Genomic DNA, 17969 nt, shown 5'->3' on the forward strand with positions numbered 1-17969 from the left:
ATGGCGCAAACAAACCCCAGCCCGACCCCGACCGCGACGGGCGAGCCGCTGCTCGACTTCGAGAACGTCGAGATGACGTTCCCGAACGGCACGGTCGCCCTGCACTCCGTCGATCTGAAGGTGCGCCCCGGCGAGTTCGTGACGGTCGTCGGCCCCTCGGGCTGCGGCAAGAGCACGCTGCTGCGCATCGCGTCCGGTCTGGAGAGCGCAAGCGACGGCACCGCCACGCTGAGCACCGACCGCATCGGCTACGTGTTCCAGGACGCGACGCTGCTGCCGTGGCGCAACGTCATGGCGAACGTCGAACTGCTCGCCGAGCTGCAGTGGGACACGATGGCGGTTCGGCGCAAGAAGGCCCAGGAGGCGATCGACCTGGTCGGCCTGAGCGGCTTCGAGAAGCACCTGCCGAAGCAGCTCTCCGGCGGCATGCGGATGCGCACCTCGCTCGCACGCTCACTCACCCTCGAGCCGGAGCTGTTCCTCTTCGATGAGCCGTTCGGCGCGCTCGACGAGATCACCCGCGAGCGTCTCAACGACGAGCTCATCAAGCTCTTCGCCGAGAAGCAGTTCGGCGGACTGTTCATCACCCACTCGGTCTCCGAGGCCGTGTACCTCTCGACCCGCGTCATCGTCATGTCGGGCCGCCCCGGCACGATCGTCGACGAGTTCGAGGTCCCCTTCGACATGCCGCGCGACCCGGAGATCCGGTTCACGGGCGAATTCGCCGAACTCGTCGGCAAGGTCTCTCACGCACTCCGAGGAGCACACTCATGAGCGCCGAATCCACCGCGGTCGCCCCGCGCGTCACCTCCGGCCGCAGCGCCGGCCCCGCGAAGATCGGCATCTGGGGTCCCCCCGTCCTGGTCTTCGCCGGGGTGCTCGGCCTCTGGTACGCCATCTCGGCCTCGCTCGGGCAGCGCAGCTTCATCCTGCCGCCGCCGCACCAGGTGCTCGGCGTGTTCCTGCGCGACTCGACCCGCGAAGAGATCTTCGCCGGACTCGGCGTCACCCTGCAGACCACGCTCTTCGGTCTCCTGCTCGCGGCCGTCATCGGCATCGTGTGGGCGATCGCGATGAGCCAGGCGAAGTGGATCGAGCGCTCGACCTACCCGTACGCAGTGGTGCTGCAGAGCATCCCGATTCTCGCCATCACGCCGCTGATCGCCTTCTGGATCGACGACGGCTTCTACGCCCGCAGCGTGGTCTGTCTGCTCATCGCCCTGTTCCCGATGGTGTCGAACACCTACTTCGGCCTGCAGTCGGTCGATCGCAGCCACCGCGAGCTGTTCCAACTGCAGAAGGCAACCCGCTGGGTGGTGCTCACCAAGCTGCAGCTGCCTGCCGCCTCCCCCGCGATCTTCGCTGGTCTGCGGATCTCGGCCGGCCTCTCGGTCGTCGGCGCGGTCGTCGGCGACTTCTTCTTCCAGCAGGGCGTCATCGGCATCGGCGCCCTGATCCGCCGCTACCAGGCACGCCTGCAGACCGACGAGCTCTTCGCCTCGGTGCTGCTCGCCTCGCTGCTCGGCGTCGTCGTCTTCCTCGTCTTCGGTCTGATCGCGCGACTCGCGGTTGGCCGATGGTACGACTTCGGCTAACCCCGAGGTCCTAGCACCACCCCGCACCATCCACTGCACCACACCACATCTCGAAGGAGTACCCATGCGAATCACCCGCACCCGCGGTGTCGTTGTCGCCGGAGTCGCCATCTCGTCGCTCGCCCTTGCCGGCTGCGCGACCGAGGCGACCCCGACGGAGGAGACCAGCGAACTCACCATCGGCTCGATCGACCTCGCTGCGGCCGGTTGCCCTGCCGACATCAAGATCGCGACTGACTGGTTCCCCGAGGCCGAGCACGGCCACCTGTACGAGCTCGTCGGCGACAACCCGACCTTCGAGGCGGCCAGCGAGTACTCGGTGACCGGCCCGCTGGTGGCCAGCGGCGAGTACACCGGTGTCGACATCACGATCGTCTCCGGTGGATCGGCGCGTCCCGACTTCCTCCAGCCCGACGGCATGCTGTACGCCGAGGACGACATCTTCGCCGGCTACGTCGGCTCGGACGAGGCCGTTGTGCACTCGGGCACCTACCCGACGGTCGGCGTCTTCGCGCCGCTCGAGAAGGACCCGCAGATGATCATGTGGGACCCGGAGACGCTCCCCGAGGTCGAGACCATCGCTGACCTCGGCGAGGCCGACGTGCCCGTGCGCGTCTTCCCCGGCGGCTACTACATCGACTACTTCGTGTCGACCGGAGTGCTGTCGGCCGACCAGATCGACTCCACCTACGACGGCGCGCCCGACGTGTTCGTCGGTGCCGGCGGAACGATCGCACAGCAGGGCTTCGCCTCGGCCGAGCCGTACATCTACGAGAACGAGATCGCTGCCTGGGGCAAGCCGGTCGCGTTCGAGCTGATCAACGACGCGGGCTACCCGAAGTACCCGGCCGTCGTCTCGGTCAAGCCGGAGACGATCACCGAGTACGCCGACTGCCTCACCGCCCTCGTGCCGGTGCTGCAGCAGGCCGCGGTCGACTACTACGCCGACCCGGTTGAGACCAACGCGCTCATCCTGGACGCCGTCGAGGCCTACAACACCTTCTGGGTGTACAGCGCCGAGGTTGCCGAGTTCTCGGTCGCCGCTCAGCTCGAGCTCGGTCTGGCCGGCAACGGTCACGACGACATCGTCGGAAACATCGACCCGGAGCGTCTGCAGTCGCTCATCGACATCGCCACCGAGATGTACGGCGCTGACGAGGAGAAGGGCATCGTCACCGACCTGACGGCCGATGTCATGTTCGACGACTCGTTCATCGACCCGTCGATCGGCTTCTGAGCTCCACCGAACAAGAAACACAGCACAACGCCATGAACGCTCCCTCGGTGACGACCACTCCCCGACTCTCGGGATCCCGAGTCGTCGTCACCGGGGGAGCCCGTGGCATCGGCGGTGCCATCGCGGCCCGCCTCGCGGTCGAGGGTGCAGACGTCTGCATCCTCGACCGGCTGGTGCCGGAGGGCACCGCCCACGCCGCCGCAATCGGCGGCCGCTTCATCGAGGTCGACCTCCTGAAGCCCGACGACATCACGCGGGCGATGGATGAGGCGCTCGCGGCGCTCGGGGGCGTCGACGTCCTCGTCAACAGCGCCGGCATCTTCAAGCTCATTCCGCTTCTCGACATCACGGTCGAGGACTGGAACACCATGTTCTCCATCAACACCCGCGCGATGCTCACGACGATGCAGTCGGCCGCACGCAGCATGATCGACGCAGGCACCGGCGGATCGATCATCAACCTCGCCAGCATGGCCGCCAAGAAGGGCGGCGCCATGGAGGGCCACTACGCCGCATCGAAGGCAGCCGTCGTCGCCCTCACGCGCGCCGCCGCCCTCGAATGGGGCGAGCACGGCATCCGCGCGAACTCGATCTGCCCCGGTTACATCCTCACCGAGATGGGCGCCGCCACCCGCACCGAGGAGCAGATCGCCGAGTGGACGAGCTACTCCCCGCTCGGCCGACTCGGTGTGCCCGACGACGTCGCGAGCCTGGCGCTCTTCCTCGCCTCCGCCGAGGCCTCCTACCTCACCGGCCAAGCCCTGAATGTCACGGGCGGCATGGTGATGCACTAGCAGCACCGAAAGGAACCACCCCCACCATGAGCACTCTCCCCGCCGTCGACACGGCCCGCGTCGACGCCCTCGCCGCCGAACTGCGCACCCTGCTGGGTGAGCTCGGCGTGAGCGACGAAGAGGCGAGCCTCGAGCGCGCCTCCATCGACGGTTCGCACCTCTCGCCGGTGATCGGCGAGCAGCTGCCGCTGGGCCGCGCCCAGCTGGTGGCGTTCCCGACCTCGGCCGAGCAGATCGCCGAGGTCGTCGGCGCCGCCGTGCGCCACGGCGTGCCGATCACCCCGCGCGGAAAGGGCACCGGCAACTACGGCCAGGGCATCCCGATGTCCGGTGGGCTGGTGCTCGACACCTCGAAGGCGCGCTCGATCATTGAGGTCGGCGACGGCTACCTGATCGCGGACGCCGGTGCGACGATGATCGCCCTGGAGCAGGCCGCGGCCAAGACCGGCCAGCAGCTGCCGATGTACCCCTCGACCGCGCAGTCCACGCTCGGCGGCTTCGTCTCGGGCGGCTCCGGCGGCACCGGGTCGATCAAGAACGGCATGCTGCACACCGGCTTCGTCACCGCACTCGACGTCGTGCACGCGGTGCCCGACGCGACGCTCGTGCACCTGGAGGGCGAGGCGACCGAGCCGTACATCCACAACTACGGCACCGCCGGCATCCTGGCGCGCATCACGCTGCGTCTGGAGCCGCTGCAGGAGTGGCGCGCGTTCCTGGCGAGCTTCGACGACTTCCAGCAGGTGCTCGACCTGATCACGCCGTTCTCGAAGCTGGAGCCGACGCCGCGTCTGGTCTCCGGCGATCTGGCGACCCTCGCCGAGGCGCTGCCGAAGGATCCGGCGATCCCCGCCGGCCGTGCGAGCCTGCGCGCGATCCTCGATGTCACCTCCGTCGAGGAGGCGCGCGCGCTCGTCGAGGCCGCGGGCGGCCGGGTCGAGGATGTCCGCGAGGGCGCCCAGGCGACCGTGAAGCTCAGCATGACCAGCTACAACCACCCGATCGAGTGGCTGCAGAAGGCGTACCCGAACACCTACTTCCACGTCGAGGTCGCGGGCGACGCGCTCACCACCCGCATCGACGAGGTTCACGCCGTCTACGAGGGCGGCATGCTGCACATCGAGGGCCAGAAGGACCGCCCGATCGGCATGCTCGCCGGTCGCTACACCAGCGCCGAGGACGTCTACGCGGGCTTCGCGAAGCTCGAAGCGCTCGGCATCGGCTACCACAACCCGCACCAGTGGTTCGTCGACTACGAGCCCGTGCGCACCGCCGAGCTCGCCGAGACGACCGACCCGCAGGGTCTACTGAACCCGGGCAAGCTGCAGCGCGCGGCGCCCGTCGCCACCGGCAGCCAGCTGTGAGCGGCAGCACGCGCGAACTCGCCGAGCTCTCCGGCCCGGCGCTCGCCACCACCCTCACCGCCGACTCGATCATCGTGCTGCCGGTCGGCTCGATCGAGCACCACGGCGCCCACCTGCCGCTCGTCACCGATCTGCTGATGGCCGACGAGATGTCGGCCCGCGTCGTGGATGCTGCGGTCGAGACGGGCCTGGACGTCTGGCGGATGCCTCCGCTGGCGTACACCAAGTCGGACGAGCACCACTGGGCGCCCGGCACGGCGTGGATCGGCGCCGACACGCTGCTCGCCACCCTGCGCGAGATCGGCGCCTCGATCGCCAACACGCCCGCAAAGACCGTCGTCTTCTACAACGGGCACGGCGGCAACGTGGCGCTGCTGCAGGTGGCGCTGCGCGAGCTCCGCCGGCTGCACGGGCTGCGCACGTTCCTCATCAACGTGGCGGTGCCCGCCGGCGACGGAGTCGAAGGTCCCGACGAGCGCGGTTTCGGCATCCACGGCGGCTGGGGCGAGACGTCACTCGTCATGCACCTGCGCCCCGACCTGGTCCACCTCGACCTCGCCGAGCGCGCCGTTCCCGACCAGATCGCCGACTTCAGCCGGATCGGCTTCGCCGGCAAGCCGGTGCAGATCGGCTGGCTGAGCGACGACTTCGACTCCGCCGGGGTCGTCGGCGATCCGACCGGCTCGAGCGCCGAGGTCGGTGCGCGCGTGGCGGACGAGCTCGTCGCCGACGGCGTCGCCGCGCTGGAGGAGATCTCGCGCTTCTTCCCCGGAGCGGCGCGATGAACCTCAAGCTGCACGACGTTCCCTCCGACCCGTGGGAGCTGCTGCGCGAGTGGCTGCCCTCGAACGAGAACCCCGAGCGCCCGGTCGTCACGGTGGCGACCATCGGCCTGGACGGGATCCCCGACGCCCGCACGCAACTGCTGAGCGAATACGACGAGCAGGGCTTCTACATCCACGAGGACTCGCGCTCGCGCAAGGTCGCGCAGCTGGCCGCGAACCCGGGTGCCGCGATCGTGGCGCGCTTCCCCGAGGAGGCCCGGCAGCTCGTGATCCAGGGTCTCGCCGAGGTCGCCTCCGCGGATGAGCAGGCACGCGCCTACGCGAACCGCTCCGAATACCTGCAGCAGCTGGCGTGGCAGAACACGATCGAGTTCGCGAGCCTGCCGCAGGAGGACCGCATCGAGTCGTGGAGCGCGTTCAAGGCCGCGCACGCCGACGGGATCGGGCAGCCCCCGACCTGGATCGGGCACCTGATCCGCCCGTTGCGGCTGAGCTTCTGGATCGGCAGCGCCGAGACGGCGAGCCGCCGCGTCGACTACACGCGCGCGAGCGTCACCGACCCGCAGTGGACGGTGAAGCTCCTTGCCGGCTGACGACGACCGCGGTTTCGATACGTCGACTCCGTCGACTACTCAACCCGCAACTGTGAGCCGGTCGAGTAGCGCCGCAGGCGCGTATCGAGACCCCTCAGGCGGTTTCGATACGTCGGGTGCGCCGACTACTCAACCCGCCCAGCACGCCCGCGGTTTCGATACGTCGGCTTCGCCGACTACTCAACCGGCAAGCTTCGCGTGCCCGAAGAGCATGGAGTACGGCCCCTGCGGCGGCGTCGAGTTCGACGGCACCTGCGAAGTCGCCGACCACGCGTGCGTGTTCGTCGACGCCGCCACCGTCACCTGGCGCGGCATCGCCCCCGCGCACCGCGAACCTCCGCGCATGATGGCCGACCCGGTGCCCGATCCCGTCCCCTCCGCCGGCGGCGAGGCGATGCGCGAACTGATCGCGACCCGCCCGATCGTCATCGCCGACTTCCCGGCGCGCGCCCTCGACGCGGACTCGCTGCGCGACTGCGCACGCGCCCTGCGCGGGCACGTCGACGTCGTGCTCGCCGGCGACTCGGGCACCGCCCGGGTGCAGTTCCCGCCCGCCTACCGGGCATCCCTGATCCAGTCCGAGGGTCTGGCGGCCTGGATGGGCGTCAACGCTCGCGACCGCAACCGCGTCGCGCTCGAAGCCGAGCTCGCCGCCCTCGCCCACGCGGGCGCCGCGGGCGTGCACTCCGTCACCGGCGACCACCCGCGCATCGGCTCGCGCCCCGACGCGGCCGCCGTCTTCGACCTCGACTCGACCGAGATCGCCGCCCTCGCGAAGCGCGCCGGCCACCTGGTGTCGGTGGCCGAGGCCCCGCTGTCGCCACCGACCGATCAGCGCCCCGCCCGGCTGCTGCAGAAGCAGCACGCGGGCGCCGACATCTGCTTCGTGAACCACGCGGGCGGCGTCGGGCCGGTGCGGGAGTTCATCACGTCGGCTCGGGCTCTTGACGTCTCCGTCGGGTACATTCCGTGCGTGCCCATCATCGTCGACCGCGGCAGCGCCGAACTCATTCGCGGCTTCACCTCGCTCGCCCTGCCCGAGGGCTACCTCGACGGCATTCTGGCGGCGGACGACCCCCGCGAGGCGGGCATCGCTGCGGCGGCCGAGCTCTCGACGCGCTTCCTCGAGCTCGAGGGCGTCGTCGGCGTCGACCTGTCCGGAGGCGCGGGCCCCGGCCAGGAGCTCGCCTTCGCCGAGGCTCTCGCCGAGATCGCCGACCGGATCGGGGTGACGGCATGACGAACTACGACCTGGTGATCCGCGGGCGCGGTCTCATCGACGGCGCGTTCACCGACGTCGAGCTCGGCGTCACCGACGGCACGATCGTCGCGATCGCCGAGCACGCCCCGGATGCCCCGGTCATGTCGGGCACCGAGACGGTCACCCTGGCCGCCGATGAGGTGCTGCTGCCGGGCCTCGTCGACACCCACGTGCACATCAACGAGCCGGGCCGCACCGAGTGGGAGGGCTTCCTCAGCGCGACCGCCGCGGCCGCCGCGGGCGGGGTCACCACCGTGATCGACATGCCGCTGAACTCGGTGCCGCCCACCACGACGCCCGAGAATCTGGCGACGAAGCGCGCGGCGGCCGACGGCCAGCTGAGCGTGAACGTCGGATTCTGGGGCGGCGCCGTTCCGCAGAACCTGGGACACCTGCGCGAGCTGCACGACGCCGGGGTCTTCGGCTTCAAGTGCTTCCTCGCCCCGAGCGGCGTCCCCGAGTTCGAGCACCTCGACGCGGAGCAGCTGCGTGCCGCGATGGTCGAGATCGCCGCCTTCGACGGCCTGCTGATCGTTCACGCCGAAGACCCGCACGTGCTGCACGACCACGAGAACGCCGGCGGAACGCACTACGCCGACTACGTCGCCAGCCGCCCCGACGACGCCGAGGTCTCGGCGATCGAGGGCGTCATCGCGGGGGTGCGCGAGACGGGCTGCCGGGCGCACATCCTGCACCTCTCGAGCGCCGCCGCGCTGCCCGCGATCCGGGCCGCGAAGGCCGAAGGCCTGCCGCTGACGGTGGAGACCTGCCCGCACTACCTGTCGCTCACGAGCGAGCAGGTTCCGGATGCGGCGACCAGCTTCAAGTGCGCCCCGCCGATCCGCGACGCCGCCAACCGGGATGCGCTGTGGGAGGCGCTGGTCGACGGCACGATCGACATCATCGTCACCGACCACTCCCCCTCGACGGCGGAGCTGAAGTTCAAGGGCGACGGCGACTTCGGGCAGGCGTGGGGCGGCATCGCCGGCCTTCAGCTGGGGCTCTCCGCGGTGTGGACGGCCGCGTCGGTGGCCGGGGTGCCGCTGTCGAAGGTCGTCGATCTGATGGCGCGCGCCACCGCCGACTTCGCCCGGCTCGAGCGCAAGGGGCGGCTCGCGGTGGGCGCCGACGCCGACCTGGCGGTGTTCGCCCCCGACGCCTGGCGCGTCGTGGATGCGGGCGAACTGCTGCACAAGAACCCGGTGACCGCCTACGACGGCCTGGAGGTGCGCGGCGAGATCCGCCGCACCTGGGTCGGCGGCGTCGCCCCCGCGGCGGGAGCAGGCAACATGCTCGAGCGCCCGGCCCCCGACACCTCCCCCACAGCCTGAGAGGATTCACCCATGGCCATCTCCCTCACGAACCACCAGTACGGCAAGGCCGAGACGCACCTCGTGCGCATCGTCCGCGACACGGCCCGTCACGAGATCCGCGACCTCAACGTGTCGACGGCGCTGCGCGGCCCGTTCGACGAGGCATACCTGACCGGTGACCAGTCGCTCGTGCTGCCGACCGACACCCAGAAGAACACCGCCTACGCGTTCGCGAAGAAGCACGGGGTGGCCTCCCCCGAGGCCTACGGCGTCACGCTCGCCCGCCACTTCGTCGACGACGTCGAGCCGGTCGTCGGCGCGCGCGTCGAGATCGAGGAGTTCACCTGGCAGCGTGCCGTGATCGAGGGCGTCGAGCACACCCACACCTGGACCCGCACCGGACCCGAGGTGCGCACCGCCGCGATCACGGTCGAGCCGGGCGAGGCCGGCGAGACGGTCACGCACGTGGTCGGCGGCCTGAAGGACTTCATCATCCTGAAGTCGACCGGCTCCGAGTTCCACGACTTCCTGGTGGACGAGTACACGACCCTGCAGCCGACCACCGACCGCGTGATGGCGACCTCGCTCACCGCGAAGTGGCGGGTCGACCCGGCCGCGGTCGACAGTGTCGACTGGGAGGCGCTCTACCCGGGGGTGAAGGCCGTCATGATCCGCGAGTTCGCGACCCTGCAGTCGCTCGCCCTGCAGCAGACGCTGTGGCACATGGGCAAGGCGGTGCTCGAGACCTTCCCCGAGCTGGTCGAGATCCACCTGGTCGCTCCCAACAAGCACCACTTCGTCGTCGACCTGGCGCCGTTCGGCCTCGAGAACAACAACGAGGTCTTCCACGCCGACGACCGGCCCTACGGCCTCATCGAGGCGACCATCGCACGCGACGACGCCCCGGATGCGGGCAGCGCCTGGCGCCACTCGGCAGGCCTCGCATGAGCGGGTTGAGTAGCCCGCAGGGCGTATCGAAATCCGACAGCGGGTTGAGTAGCGACCCTTCGGGTCGCGTATCGAAACCCGACAGCGGATTGAGTCGCCCGCAGGGCGTATCGAAATCCGACGCGAAGCACCTCGCCCGCGCCGTCACCCTCGCCACCGAGAACGTCGCCGCCGGCGGCGGCCCCTTCGGCGCCCTCATCGTGGCCGCCGACGGCACCGTGCTCGGCGAGGGTCAGAACCGCGTCACGCGCGACCTCGACCCGACCGCGCACGCCGAGGTGATGGCGATCCGCGCCGCCTGCCAGACGGTCGGCGACTTCTCGCTCGCGGGCGCCACCCTCTACACGAGCTGCGAGCCGTGCCCGCTGTGCCTCTCGGCGGCGCTCTGGTCGCGCCTGGACCGCGTGGTGTTCACCGCGAACCGGCACGACGCTGCCGAGGGCGGCTTCGACGACTCCGCGTTCTACGCGATGTTCGAGCAGCCGAGCTCCGAGTGGCAGCACCCGAGCGTCGATGAGGTGCGCACCGACGACGCCGTCGCGCCGTTCGATGCCTGGCGCGCCAACGAGGCCCGCACCGACTACTGAGCGGCTCAGCTGCCGCGGTAGGTGCTGAAGCCGAAGGGGTTCAGCAGCACCGGCACGTGGAAGTGCTCGTCGGGGTCGCGCACATGGAACGCGATGGTGACGCTCGGGTAGAACGCCTCCACCTCGATCAGGTCGAAGTAGCGCTGCGTGTCGAAGACGAGCGTGTAGATGCCCGCTGCGAGCTCCTCGGGGCCGAGCTCCTTGACGCGCCCATCGGCGTTGGTGTGGCCGGTGCCGATCGTGGCGCCGTCGCCGTCGAGCAGCCGCACCGGCACGCCCGCGGCGGGCATCCCGTGGGCGGTGTCGAGAACATGGGTGGTGATGCGGCTCATCCGAGCACTCCCTCGTGGAACATCTGGTCGAGGCGCAGCAACGCGATTTCGAGCAGCTGCTCGCGCACGTTCTGCAGCTCCGACTCGTGGTCGAGTTCGATGCGGCGGTCGAGTTCGGCGAGGATCTCGGCCCGCGAGCGGCCCGCCGCGCGAATCAGGAAGACCCGGTCGAAGCGGGCCTCGTAGGCGGCGTTGCCCGCGGCGATCCGCTCATTGATCTCGGCGTCGTCGGCGTCGACCGAGGACTGCTCGCGGCGACTGAACGCCTGCGCCGCCCCCTCGCCGACCGGCTTCTCGCCGATGCGCGGGTGGTGCGCCAGTGCCTCCTCGATCTCGCGATCGCTCAGGTCGGCGCCCGCCGCGGAGGCGACCGAGCGCAGTTCGGCCAGGTCGGCGAACGGGGCCGCCGAGGCGACCTCATCCACCCAGCGCCGCACGCCGAGCGCCGCCGTCAGTCCGGCACGCAGCGCGTTGTCGTCTTCGCCGATCAGGCGTGCACTGCTCATGTGCTCAACTGTAGTCATGGTGGATTTCGCGCGCGTGTCGGGTCTCGTGCTCGCCGCCGGTGCGGGCACCCGCGCGGGCGGGCCGAAGGCGCTGCGGCGCGACGAGGCAGGCACCCCATGGCTGCACCTCGCCGTGACCGCGCTGCGGGCGGGCGGATGCGCCGACGTCACCGTCGTGCTCGGGGCGAGTGCCGACGAGGCGCGCGCGCTCGTGCCGGACGGCGTCGCCGTGGTCGTCGCCGACGACTGGGCGCAGGGGCTCTCGGCCTCACTGCGCGCGGGACTGCACGCACTCGACACCTCCCCCGCCTCGGCCGCCCTCCTCACGCTCGTCGACCTGCCGGGGCTGCCCGCCGAGGTGGTGTCGCGCGTGCTCGCGAGCGTGGAGCCGGGCGCCGACGCGCTCGCTCGCGCGGTGTTCGCGGGGCGCCCCGGGCATCCGGTGCTCCTCGGTCGAGATCACTGGGCCGCCGCCGCCGAGGCGCACGGCGACCGCGGCGCGGGCCCCTACCTGCGCGCCCACGCCGCCCGCGAGATCGACTGCGCCGACCTCTGGACCGGCGCCGACCTCGACACCCCGCCCTGACCCCCGCCTGACCCGGCGAGCGCTACCCAAACTCACGGCCGCGCCCGGTTCTCCGGTGGCGCTCGCAAGTTTCGGTAGCTCTCGGCGGGAGAGCGCGGGCGGGGGTCAGCCCTTGAGGCCGGTCTGGGCGAGGCCCTCGACGAACTGCTTCTGGGCGAAGACGAAGACCACGAGCACGGGCAGCGCGGTCATGGTGGCCGCCGCGAGCTGCACGTTCCACATCTCTCCGCCGTAGGCATCCGTGTAGCGGGTGAGCGCCTGCGGAAGCGTGAACAGCTCCGGCGACAGCAGATACACGGTCGGCTCCAGGTAGAGGTTCCACACGTTCAGGAACGTGAAGATCGCCACCGCGGCGAGCGCCGTGCGCGCCAGCGGCATCGCGATCCGCCACCAGATCGCCAAGCGCCCCAGGCCGTCGAGGCGCGCGGCCTCTTCGAGCTCTACCGGCAGCGTGATGAAGAACTGCCGCATGATGAACGTCGCCAGCACGCTCGGCGCACCGAAGGTGGTCACCAGCAGCAGCGGCCAGTGCGTGTTGATCAGACCCCAGGTGTTGAAGATCTGGAACAGCGGCACGATCGTCACTTCGCTCGGAATCAGCAGCCCGGTCAGCACGACGAGGAACAGCGCGTTCTGGCCGGGGAAGGTGATCCGCGCGAACGCGTAGCCGGCGAGCGACGAGATGAGCATCGTGCCGAGCGTCACGAACGCGGCGATGTAGAGACTGTTGAAGTACTGCTGCGCGAAGGGCTGCAGCGTGAACGCATCCACGTAGGCCTGCAGGGTCGGGTTCGCGGGCCACAGCGTCGGCGGGAACGCGAAGATCTCGCCGACCGGCTTGAACGAGGAGGTGATCATCCACCAGGTCGGGGAGACGAACGGCACCGCCAGGATGCTGAGCACGCCGTAGAAGACGACACGGCGGGCGGGCGCGACGGTCACGCGGCGGGTCGGCGGGACCCGCGTCGCGACCGGCAGCGGGCTCGGAGCGAGCTCAGTTCTCATGGAAGACCCATTTCTTGCGCAGCTGCCACTGCACGATCGTCAGCACGAGCACGATCAGGAACAGCAGGATCGCGAGCGCGGACCCGTAGCCGAACTGATGGAAGTCGAAGGCCTGCTGCACGAGGTAGTAGACGAGCACGGTCGTGGAGATGCCCGGGCCGCCCTGCGTGAGCACGGCGATCTGAGCGAAGACCTGCAGCGATCCGACGATCGTGATGATCAGCGTGAGCAGGATGGTGGGCGAGATGAGCGGGAGGATGATCCGCCCGAAGATGGTGGCGCGTCCGGCACCGTCGACCCGGGCCGCCTCCTGCAGCTCCTGCGGAACGCCCTGCAGCGCGGCGAGGAAGAGCACCATGTTGAGTCCGACGTTCTTGAAGACCTGCACGATGATGACGGCCAGCATCGCCGTCCACCCCTCGCGCAGCCAGTTCGGTCCATCGACGCCGACGACGGCGAGCAGGCCGTTGATGCCTCCGTTGTCCTGCAGCAGGAAGCCCCACACGATCGTCCAGGCGACCAGGGAGACGACGACGGGCGAGAAGAAGATGGTGCGGAAGGCGGTGATCCCCCGCCAGCGGCGGTTGAGCAGCACGGCGAGCAGCAGCGCGAGCCCGAGGTTCAGCACCACGAGACCGCCCGAGAAGATGCCGGTGGCCTGCAGCACCGGGCCGAGGCGCGGATCGGTGAACAGCTTCTCGACGTTGTCGAGTCCGACGAAGGTGAAGGTGCCCGCGAGCACGTTCCACTCGTGGAAGGCGTAGTAGAAGATCAGCCCGAGCGGCACCAGCACGAACAGGGTGATGCCGATGAGCTGCGGGGCGACGAAGAGGTAGCCGACGAGCGCATCACGCTGACGGTGACCCAACCGCCGCCGGCCGGGGGCGCCCCCGGCCCGGGCCGAAGCCCGAGCCGGAAGCACCGGAGGGGTGGATGCGGTCATCAGCCCGCGAGAAGCGACTCGATGTCGCCACAGGTCGTCGCCAGCACGGACGCGATGTCGGCATCGGCCGTCCAGATGGCGTCGAGCGCGGCACGCACCTGCTGGCTGATCTCGGCCGAGTCGGTGTGGCTGGGCCGCACCTCACCGGTCGCGATGCCGGGCACGACGACGTTCTCGATCTGCTCGGGCGTGAGCAGCGGGTTCGCGGCCGAGAGGGTCTCGGCGTTGAGCTGCGACTCGCGCGGCGGCGGGAAGTACGCGGCGAGCTGCTTCGAGTTCTCGGGGTTCGTGAAGAACGCCAGGAACTCGGCCGCGGCCTGGGTGTTGGCGCTCTGCGAGAGCACGCCGATGCCGGCCTGGCCGGTCACCGAGTACTCGCCCTCGGGGCCTTCCGGCAGCGGGAGCAGGTCCCACCCGAAGCCGCCGTCGGCGAGCAGGCTCGCTCGCGAGATCTGGGTGACCGTGAAGGCCGCCTCACCCGCGAAGAAGTCGGCGGTCGTTCCCGGGCCGGGCATCGAGTTCTGCTCGAACGCGGCGGCGTGCAGGAACTCGAACGCCTCCACCATCTCGGGCGCGTCGAAGGTGCACTGCGCGCCGTCGTCGCTCCACGGCGCGGCACCCCAGCCGTTCCAGACGGTGCTGAGGTAGTCCCAGTTGAGGTACTCGAAGTCGCGGATGACGAATCCGGCCTTGCCGGTCGCGCCGTTCACTGCGGACCCGATCTCACTGACCGTCTCCCAGTTCCAGTCGCCGCTTGCCAGCAGCTCGGCACCCGAGGGCTGTCCGGCTTCGGCGAGCAGATCGTCGTTGACGAACACGACGAACGGCGAGGTGCTGAACGGGTAGGCGACGAGGTCGTCACCGCTCATCCAGAGGCCCGCGGCGCTCGGCGAGATGTCGTCGTACTCGTAGCCCTCGACGCTCTGCAGCGTCTCGGTGAGCGGCAGCAGCGCGCCGCTCGCGACGAAGTCGGGCGCGGCGTTCTCCAGCACCCACGCCAGGTCGGGGGCGTTGCCGCCGGCGATCTGGGTGGTGATGGTGCTGGTGTAGCCGTCGAAGGGCAGCGGGTCGAAGGTGATCGACGCGATCTCGGGGTGGTCTGCCATGTAGGCGTCGGCGATCCCGTTGAAGAGCTCGAGGTGCGCCTCGTTCGATGACCAGATGGTCATCCGGAGGTCGATGTCCTCGGTGGGTTCGGCCGGGCCGGCACTCGTGCAGGCCGTCAGTGCGAGCGCGCTCGCTGCTAGCAGGGTGACCCCCGTCAGCTTCCTTGCTGATCTCATTGGTGTTCTCCTAGTAACCGGTGACGTCGGGCCAGTGCAGCTCGACGCCTCCTTGGGTGAGCAGGGATTGGAACTCCCGCAGCAGTGCGGGAGCGGTGTGGACCGCGCGGGGGCCAACCGCGCGATCCAGGCAGAAGGCTGCTAGCGTTCCTGCCGCCTCGCCGATGTTCCACTCCACCGGGTGGAGCCGCAGGGCCCCGTTGGTGATGTGGGTGGTACCGACGTTCTTTCCCGCGGGAATCAGGTTCGTCATCCGTTGCGGGATGAGAATGCCCAGCGGAATCTCAAAGGGTCGACTTTCCATGTCGAGGTAGTTGTCGCCGCCCGTCGTCGGGTGCAGGTCGATGCGGTACATGCCCACGCCGACGCTGTCGTCGGTGGTGTACGGCCCGGACTGCCCGGATGCGGCGATCGAGAGTTCGTTCTCGGTGAGGCGCCCGACGGTGAGCATGCGGCGCGACTCGCGAATGTACGGCGCCATCATCAGGCCGTCGGGGCCCTGGCCGAGGTCGCCGCGCAGGCGCAGCCCCGGCAGTCCGGTGCCGCCATCGGCGCGCGGCGCCTCGGTCTGCAGCCAGTAGAGCATCGCGAGCGACTGCTCGCGGGCGGACTGCATGGCTCGCTCGGCGTCCTCGGCGGTGACGCCGGGGCCGACGAGCGGCGCGTCGATGTGGTCGATCATCGGCCAGTTCACGAGCACGACGTCGCTCGGGTAGGTGCCGTCGACGAAGTTGGTGCGGTCGATGATGCGGCGGAAGGTCCACAGCTCGCGGTCGCCGGCATCCTTGCCCTGGTCGGCAACGAGGTCGCCGAGCGGCGCCGGATTCGGCGTGAAGGTGCGAGTGAAGATCTCGAGGGTGCGCGGGTCGGGGCCGGTGAGCGAGATCATCGGGGCGCCCCAGAACTCGGGCTGCCGTGCGCGCCAGTAGTCGTAGTTGGCGGGCTTGTCGATGGTGTGATCGCCCTCGACGTGGTCGACGATGAAGCACCAGCTGAAGGCCTGCTGGTTGAGCGGTTGGGCCTCGTCGGGAGCGCTCGGCTCCCCGGTGTCGGCGCGGGACTCGAAGCCGGTGACGTGCTCGGCTCCGGCGAGCGGCAGCAGGTCTCCGAGCTCGGTGGCGTCGAGCACGAAGCCCGCCGTGATTGTGACGTCGCGGTCGTCGTCGGTGAGACGCACGGTGACGGAGTCGACCCGGTCATCCGCGACGGAGGCGGCGACCGGCACGGCCGGCTGCAGCACGATGAGGCGGCCGGTGGCGCGATACGGCGCCAGCATCTCGTCGAGGACGGCGACGCTCGCGAGCGGCTCGGCGCAGACCCGGCCGACGAGTCCGTTGCCCGGGTTCAGGGTCGGCAGCGCGCGTGCCGCCGCGGTCAGCGGGTAGTGGCGACGGTAGTAGTCGCGGATGCCGTTGCGGAGCGCCCGGAACCGTGCGGTCACGCCGAACTGCTCGACCCAGCTGTGCTCGTCCGCGGGCACGCCCTGGCTGGTGAGCTGCCCGCCGAGCCAGCGGTACTCCTCGGTGAGCACGACCGTGCGGCCGGCGTCGAGGGCGGCGATCGCCGCGGCGACTCCGCCGAGCCCTCCCCCGACGACGAGGATGTCGCAGGCGAGCTCGTCGCGGTGTCCGCCGCGCGCCGGGGCGCCCAGTCCGGTGTCGGTGGTCATCGAGTGGTCTCCGTTCGCGGCGCCGCCAGCGTGGCGCCGTCGGTGATGGCGCACGGCAGGGTGATGCGCAGCTCGTCTGCGGGCACCTCCGTGCGGGGGTCGAGGATGCGCCCGAGCAGGGCGAGAGCTTCGGAGCCGAGTTGCGTGCGCGGCGGGCTCAACCGGGTGAAGTCGGGACCGATCTCGGTGCCGCGCGACGGGTCGGCGAGGGCGATGATCGAGAGGTCGCGCGGAATCTCAAGACCCTCCGCCTCAGCACGGCGGGAGATCGCGAGCGCGTGGGCGGGGGCTTCGACGAAGAGAACGGTGGCGCCGGAGTCACGGAGGGCAGCCCAGTCGGCGTCGAGGTCGTGCCCGTCGCTGGCGCGCAGCAGCACCGGTTCGGTGCCGCGGCGGGCGAGCTCGTCGACGAGTCCGGCGCGGCGGTCGAGCACCGACTCACCGGTGCTGTCGAGGTGCAGCATCGCGATGCGCCGATGGCCGAGCTCCCAGCTGCGGGCGACCAGTTCGGCCGTGCCCGTGACGTAGTCGGCGGCGACGTAGGGAACGCCAGCGGCGTCGCGTCGACCGATCGCGACGAACGGGAAGCCGCTCTCGACGAGCCGCTCGAGCTCGCTGCTGTCCATCTCCTGACCCAGCAGCAGACAGCCGTCGGCGAGACGGAGTCGGTTGCTCTCGTGGAACAGGCTGCGACGCCCGCCGCTGACGGGGGCGCTCGTGAACAGCAGCAGGTCGTAGCCGAGCTGCTCGGCTTCGGACTCGATGCCGGTGAGCAGGGCTGCGTAGAAGTCGAGGCTGGCGCTCGGGAAGGCGGGCTCGTAAGTGAAGACGCCGATGAGCCGGTTGCCGACGCCGGCGAGGCGGCGCGCGGCGGGGTCGGCGACGTACTCGGCCTCGCGGAGCACGCGCTCGACGCGTTCGCGGGTCTCGGCGGGGATGCGGCTGAGCGCATCCGCCTTGCCGTTGAGCACCAGCGACACCGTGGACTGGCTCACGCCAGCGAGCTCGGCGATGCGGCGCTGGGTGACGCGCTGCGAGCCGTTCTGCGGGTTCGTCATCGAAGTCCTCGTTCTGTTCGGCGGCGATGCCGGTGGTGCGGTGTCGTGGGGCGCTCATGCGCATTAGCACCTTGCTGTCGATCTGCTAATGCGCATTAGCACTGCGGGCG

At 70.1% G+C, this 17969-nt stretch carries 19 protein-coding genes; 12 read left to right on the plus strand and 7 right to left on the minus strand.

Features of this window, described 5'->3' with window-relative positions; genetic code table 11:
* From ACR3ZA_RS04745 to ACR3ZA_RS04795, 11 genes are all read left to right on the plus strand, one after another.
* Positions 1-774 (plus strand): ATP-binding cassette domain-containing protein, encoded by a 774-nt coding sequence (locus tag ACR3ZA_RS04745; RefSeq protein WP_473660654.1) that lies wholly within the window; start codon positions 1-3, stop codon positions 772-774.
* A complete protein-coding gene (locus tag ACR3ZA_RS04750; protein WP_473660656.1) occupies positions 771-1595 on the plus strand; it encodes an ABC transporter permease subunit in 825 nt (274 codons plus the stop codon). Before ACR3ZA_RS04745 ends, ACR3ZA_RS04750 begins: the two co-directional genes overlap by 4 nt.
* 64 nt (positions 1596-1659) lie before the next feature.
* On the plus strand, positions 1660-2832 hold the full coding sequence (locus ACR3ZA_RS04755; protein ID WP_473660658.1) for a substrate-binding domain-containing protein: 1173 nt from the start codon (positions 1660-1662) through the stop codon (positions 2830-2832).
* 47 nt (positions 2833-2879) lie between these two features.
* Entirely contained in the window at positions 2880-3626 is a 747-nt protein-coding gene (locus ACR3ZA_RS04760; protein ID WP_473660660.1) for an SDR family oxidoreductase, read from the plus strand.
* Between the two features lie 26 nt (positions 3627-3652).
* A complete protein-coding gene (locus ACR3ZA_RS04765) occupies positions 3653-4990 on the plus strand; it encodes an FAD-binding protein (RefSeq protein WP_473660662.1) in 1338 nt (445 codons plus the stop codon).
* Entirely contained in the window at positions 4987-5775 is a 789-nt protein-coding gene (locus ACR3ZA_RS04770) for a creatininase family protein (protein ID WP_473660664.1), read from the plus strand. Before ACR3ZA_RS04765 ends, ACR3ZA_RS04770 begins: the two co-directional genes overlap by 4 nt.
* On the plus strand, positions 5772-6368 hold the full coding sequence (locus ACR3ZA_RS04775) for a pyridoxamine 5'-phosphate oxidase family protein (protein WP_473660666.1): 597 nt from the start codon (positions 5772-5774) through the stop codon (positions 6366-6368). Before ACR3ZA_RS04770 ends, ACR3ZA_RS04775 begins: the two co-directional genes overlap by 4 nt.
* 211 nt (positions 6369-6579) lie before the next feature.
* On the plus strand, positions 6580-7608 hold the full coding sequence (locus ACR3ZA_RS04780; RefSeq protein WP_473660668.1) for a methylenetetrahydrofolate reductase C-terminal domain-containing protein: 1029 nt from the start codon (positions 6580-6582) through the stop codon (positions 7606-7608).
* Positions 7605-8960: an allantoinase AllB gene (gene allB / locus ACR3ZA_RS04785; RefSeq protein ID WP_473660670.1), complete on the plus strand. Its 1356-nt coding sequence runs from the start codon at positions 7605-7607 to the stop codon at positions 8958-8960. Before ACR3ZA_RS04780 ends, allB begins: the two co-directional genes overlap by 4 nt.
* A 12-nt stretch (positions 8961-8972) precedes the next feature.
* Positions 8973-9890, plus strand: coding sequence for a factor-independent urate hydroxylase (gene pucL, locus ACR3ZA_RS04790; RefSeq protein ID WP_473660672.1), 918 nt, complete (start codon positions 8973-8975; stop codon positions 9888-9890).
* Between the two features lie 89 nt (positions 9891-9979).
* Entirely contained in the window at positions 9980-10477 is a 498-nt protein-coding gene (locus ACR3ZA_RS04795) for a deaminase (RefSeq protein ID WP_473660674.1), read from the plus strand.
* 5 nt (positions 10478-10482) lie between these two features.
* Here ACR3ZA_RS04795 and uraH read toward each other — a convergent pair whose 3' ends face one another.
* The gene (uraH, locus tag ACR3ZA_RS04800) at positions 10483-10809 is read right to left on the minus strand and encodes a hydroxyisourate hydrolase (protein WP_473660676.1); all 327 of its coding nucleotides are present in this window, start codon (positions 10807-10809) and stop codon (positions 10483-10485) included.
* Complete coding sequence (gene uraD, locus ACR3ZA_RS04805; RefSeq protein ID WP_473660678.1) at positions 10806-11315, minus strand: 2-oxo-4-hydroxy-4-carboxy-5-ureidoimidazoline decarboxylase; 510 nt, start codon at positions 11313-11315, stop codon at positions 10806-10808. Before uraD ends, uraH begins: the two co-directional genes overlap by 4 nt.
* Before the next feature lie 16 nt (positions 11316-11331).
* Between uraD and ACR3ZA_RS04810 the strand changes: the two genes are divergently transcribed.
* A complete protein-coding gene (locus tag ACR3ZA_RS04810; protein WP_473660679.1) occupies positions 11332-11901 on the plus strand; it encodes an NTP transferase domain-containing protein in 570 nt (189 codons plus the stop codon).
* A 105-nt stretch (positions 11902-12006) separates the two neighbouring features.
* Here the strand turns inward: ACR3ZA_RS04810 and ACR3ZA_RS04815 are convergent, their stop codons facing one another.
* Genes ACR3ZA_RS04815 through ACR3ZA_RS04835 form a run of 5 tightly spaced genes read right to left on the minus strand, consistent with a single transcriptional unit; the run spans position 12007 to position 17859 of the window.
* A complete protein-coding gene (locus tag ACR3ZA_RS04815; RefSeq protein ID WP_473660681.1) occupies positions 12007-12906 on the minus strand; it encodes an ABC transporter permease subunit in 900 nt (299 codons plus the stop codon).
* A complete protein-coding gene (locus tag ACR3ZA_RS04820) occupies positions 12896-13849 on the minus strand; it encodes an ABC transporter permease subunit (protein WP_473660683.1) in 954 nt (317 codons plus the stop codon). Before ACR3ZA_RS04820 ends, ACR3ZA_RS04815 begins: the two co-directional genes overlap by 11 nt.
* The gene (locus tag ACR3ZA_RS04825) at positions 13849-15132 is read right to left on the minus strand and encodes an extracellular solute-binding protein (RefSeq protein WP_473660685.1); all 1284 of its coding nucleotides are present in this window, start codon (positions 15130-15132) and stop codon (positions 13849-13851) included. Before ACR3ZA_RS04825 ends, ACR3ZA_RS04820 begins: the two co-directional genes overlap by 1 nt.
* Before the next feature lie 10 nt (positions 15133-15142).
* A complete protein-coding gene (locus tag ACR3ZA_RS04830) occupies positions 15143-16801 on the minus strand; it encodes an FAD-dependent oxidoreductase (protein WP_473660686.1) in 1659 nt (552 codons plus the stop codon).
* Complete coding sequence (locus tag ACR3ZA_RS04835) at positions 16798-17859, minus strand: substrate-binding domain-containing protein (protein ID WP_473660688.1); 1062 nt, start codon at positions 17857-17859, stop codon at positions 16798-16800. The genes ACR3ZA_RS04830 and ACR3ZA_RS04835 overlap by 4 nt, the downstream gene beginning before the upstream one ends.
* Positions 17860-17969 lie beyond the last annotated feature (110 nt).

It is taken from the genome of Herbiconiux sp. J20-20, from assembly GCF_057365085.1.

What these genes read in the sequence shown, in the direction of transcription:
- ACR3ZA_RS04765 (WP_473660662.1), top strand. Translation starts at nt 3,653, where the DNA reads ATGAGCACTCTCCCCGCCGTCGACACGGCCCGCGTCGACGCCCTCGCC.
- ACR3ZA_RS04750 (WP_473660656.1), top strand. Translation starts at nt 771, where the DNA reads ATGAGCGCCGAATCCACCGCGGTCGCCCCGCGCGTCACCTCCGGCCGC.
- ACR3ZA_RS04835 (WP_473660688.1), bottom strand. Translation starts at nt 17,859, where the DNA reads ATGACGAACCCGCAGAACGGCTCGCAGCGCGTCACCCAGCGCCGCATC.
- pucL (WP_473660672.1), top strand. Translation starts at nt 8,973, where the DNA reads ATGGCCATCTCCCTCACGAACCACCAGTACGGCAAGGCCGAGACGCAC.
- ACR3ZA_RS04830 (WP_473660686.1), bottom strand. Translation starts at nt 16,801, where the DNA reads ATGACCACCGACACCGGACTGGGCGCCCCGGCGCGCGGCGGACACCGC.
- ACR3ZA_RS04745 (WP_473660654.1), top strand. Translation starts at nt 1, where the DNA reads ATGGCGCAAACAAACCCCAGCCCGACCCCGACCGCGACGGGCGAGCCG.
- ACR3ZA_RS04815 (WP_473660681.1), bottom strand. Translation starts at nt 12,906, where the DNA reads ATGAGAACTGAGCTCGCTCCGAGCCCGCTGCCGGTCGCGACGCGGGTC.
- uraD (WP_473660678.1), bottom strand. Translation starts at nt 11,315, where the DNA reads ATGAGCAGTGCACGCCTGATCGGCGAAGACGACAACGCGCTGCGTGCC.
- ACR3ZA_RS04825 (WP_473660685.1), bottom strand. Translation starts at nt 15,132, where the DNA reads ATGAGATCAGCAAGGAAGCTGACGGGGGTCACCCTGCTAGCAGCGAGC.
- ACR3ZA_RS04755 (WP_473660658.1), top strand. Translation starts at nt 1,660, where the DNA reads ATGCGAATCACCCGCACCCGCGGTGTCGTTGTCGCCGGAGTCGCCATC.
- ACR3ZA_RS04820 (WP_473660683.1), bottom strand. Translation starts at nt 13,849, where the DNA reads ATGACCGCATCCACCCCTCCGGTGCTTCCGGCTCGGGCTTCGGCCCGG.
- ACR3ZA_RS04775 (WP_473660666.1), top strand. Translation starts at nt 5,772, where the DNA reads ATGAACCTCAAGCTGCACGACGTTCCCTCCGACCCGTGGGAGCTGCTG.
- ACR3ZA_RS04780 (WP_473660668.1), top strand. Translation starts at nt 6,580, where the DNA reads ATGGAGTACGGCCCCTGCGGCGGCGTCGAGTTCGACGGCACCTGCGAA.
- allB (WP_473660670.1), top strand. Translation starts at nt 7,605, where the DNA reads ATGACGAACTACGACCTGGTGATCCGCGGGCGCGGTCTCATCGACGGC.
- ACR3ZA_RS04810 (WP_473660679.1), top strand. Translation starts at nt 11,332, where the DNA reads ATGGTGGATTTCGCGCGCGTGTCGGGTCTCGTGCTCGCCGCCGGTGCG.
- uraH (WP_473660676.1), bottom strand. Translation starts at nt 10,809, where the DNA reads ATGAGCCGCATCACCACCCATGTTCTCGACACCGCCCACGGGATGCCC.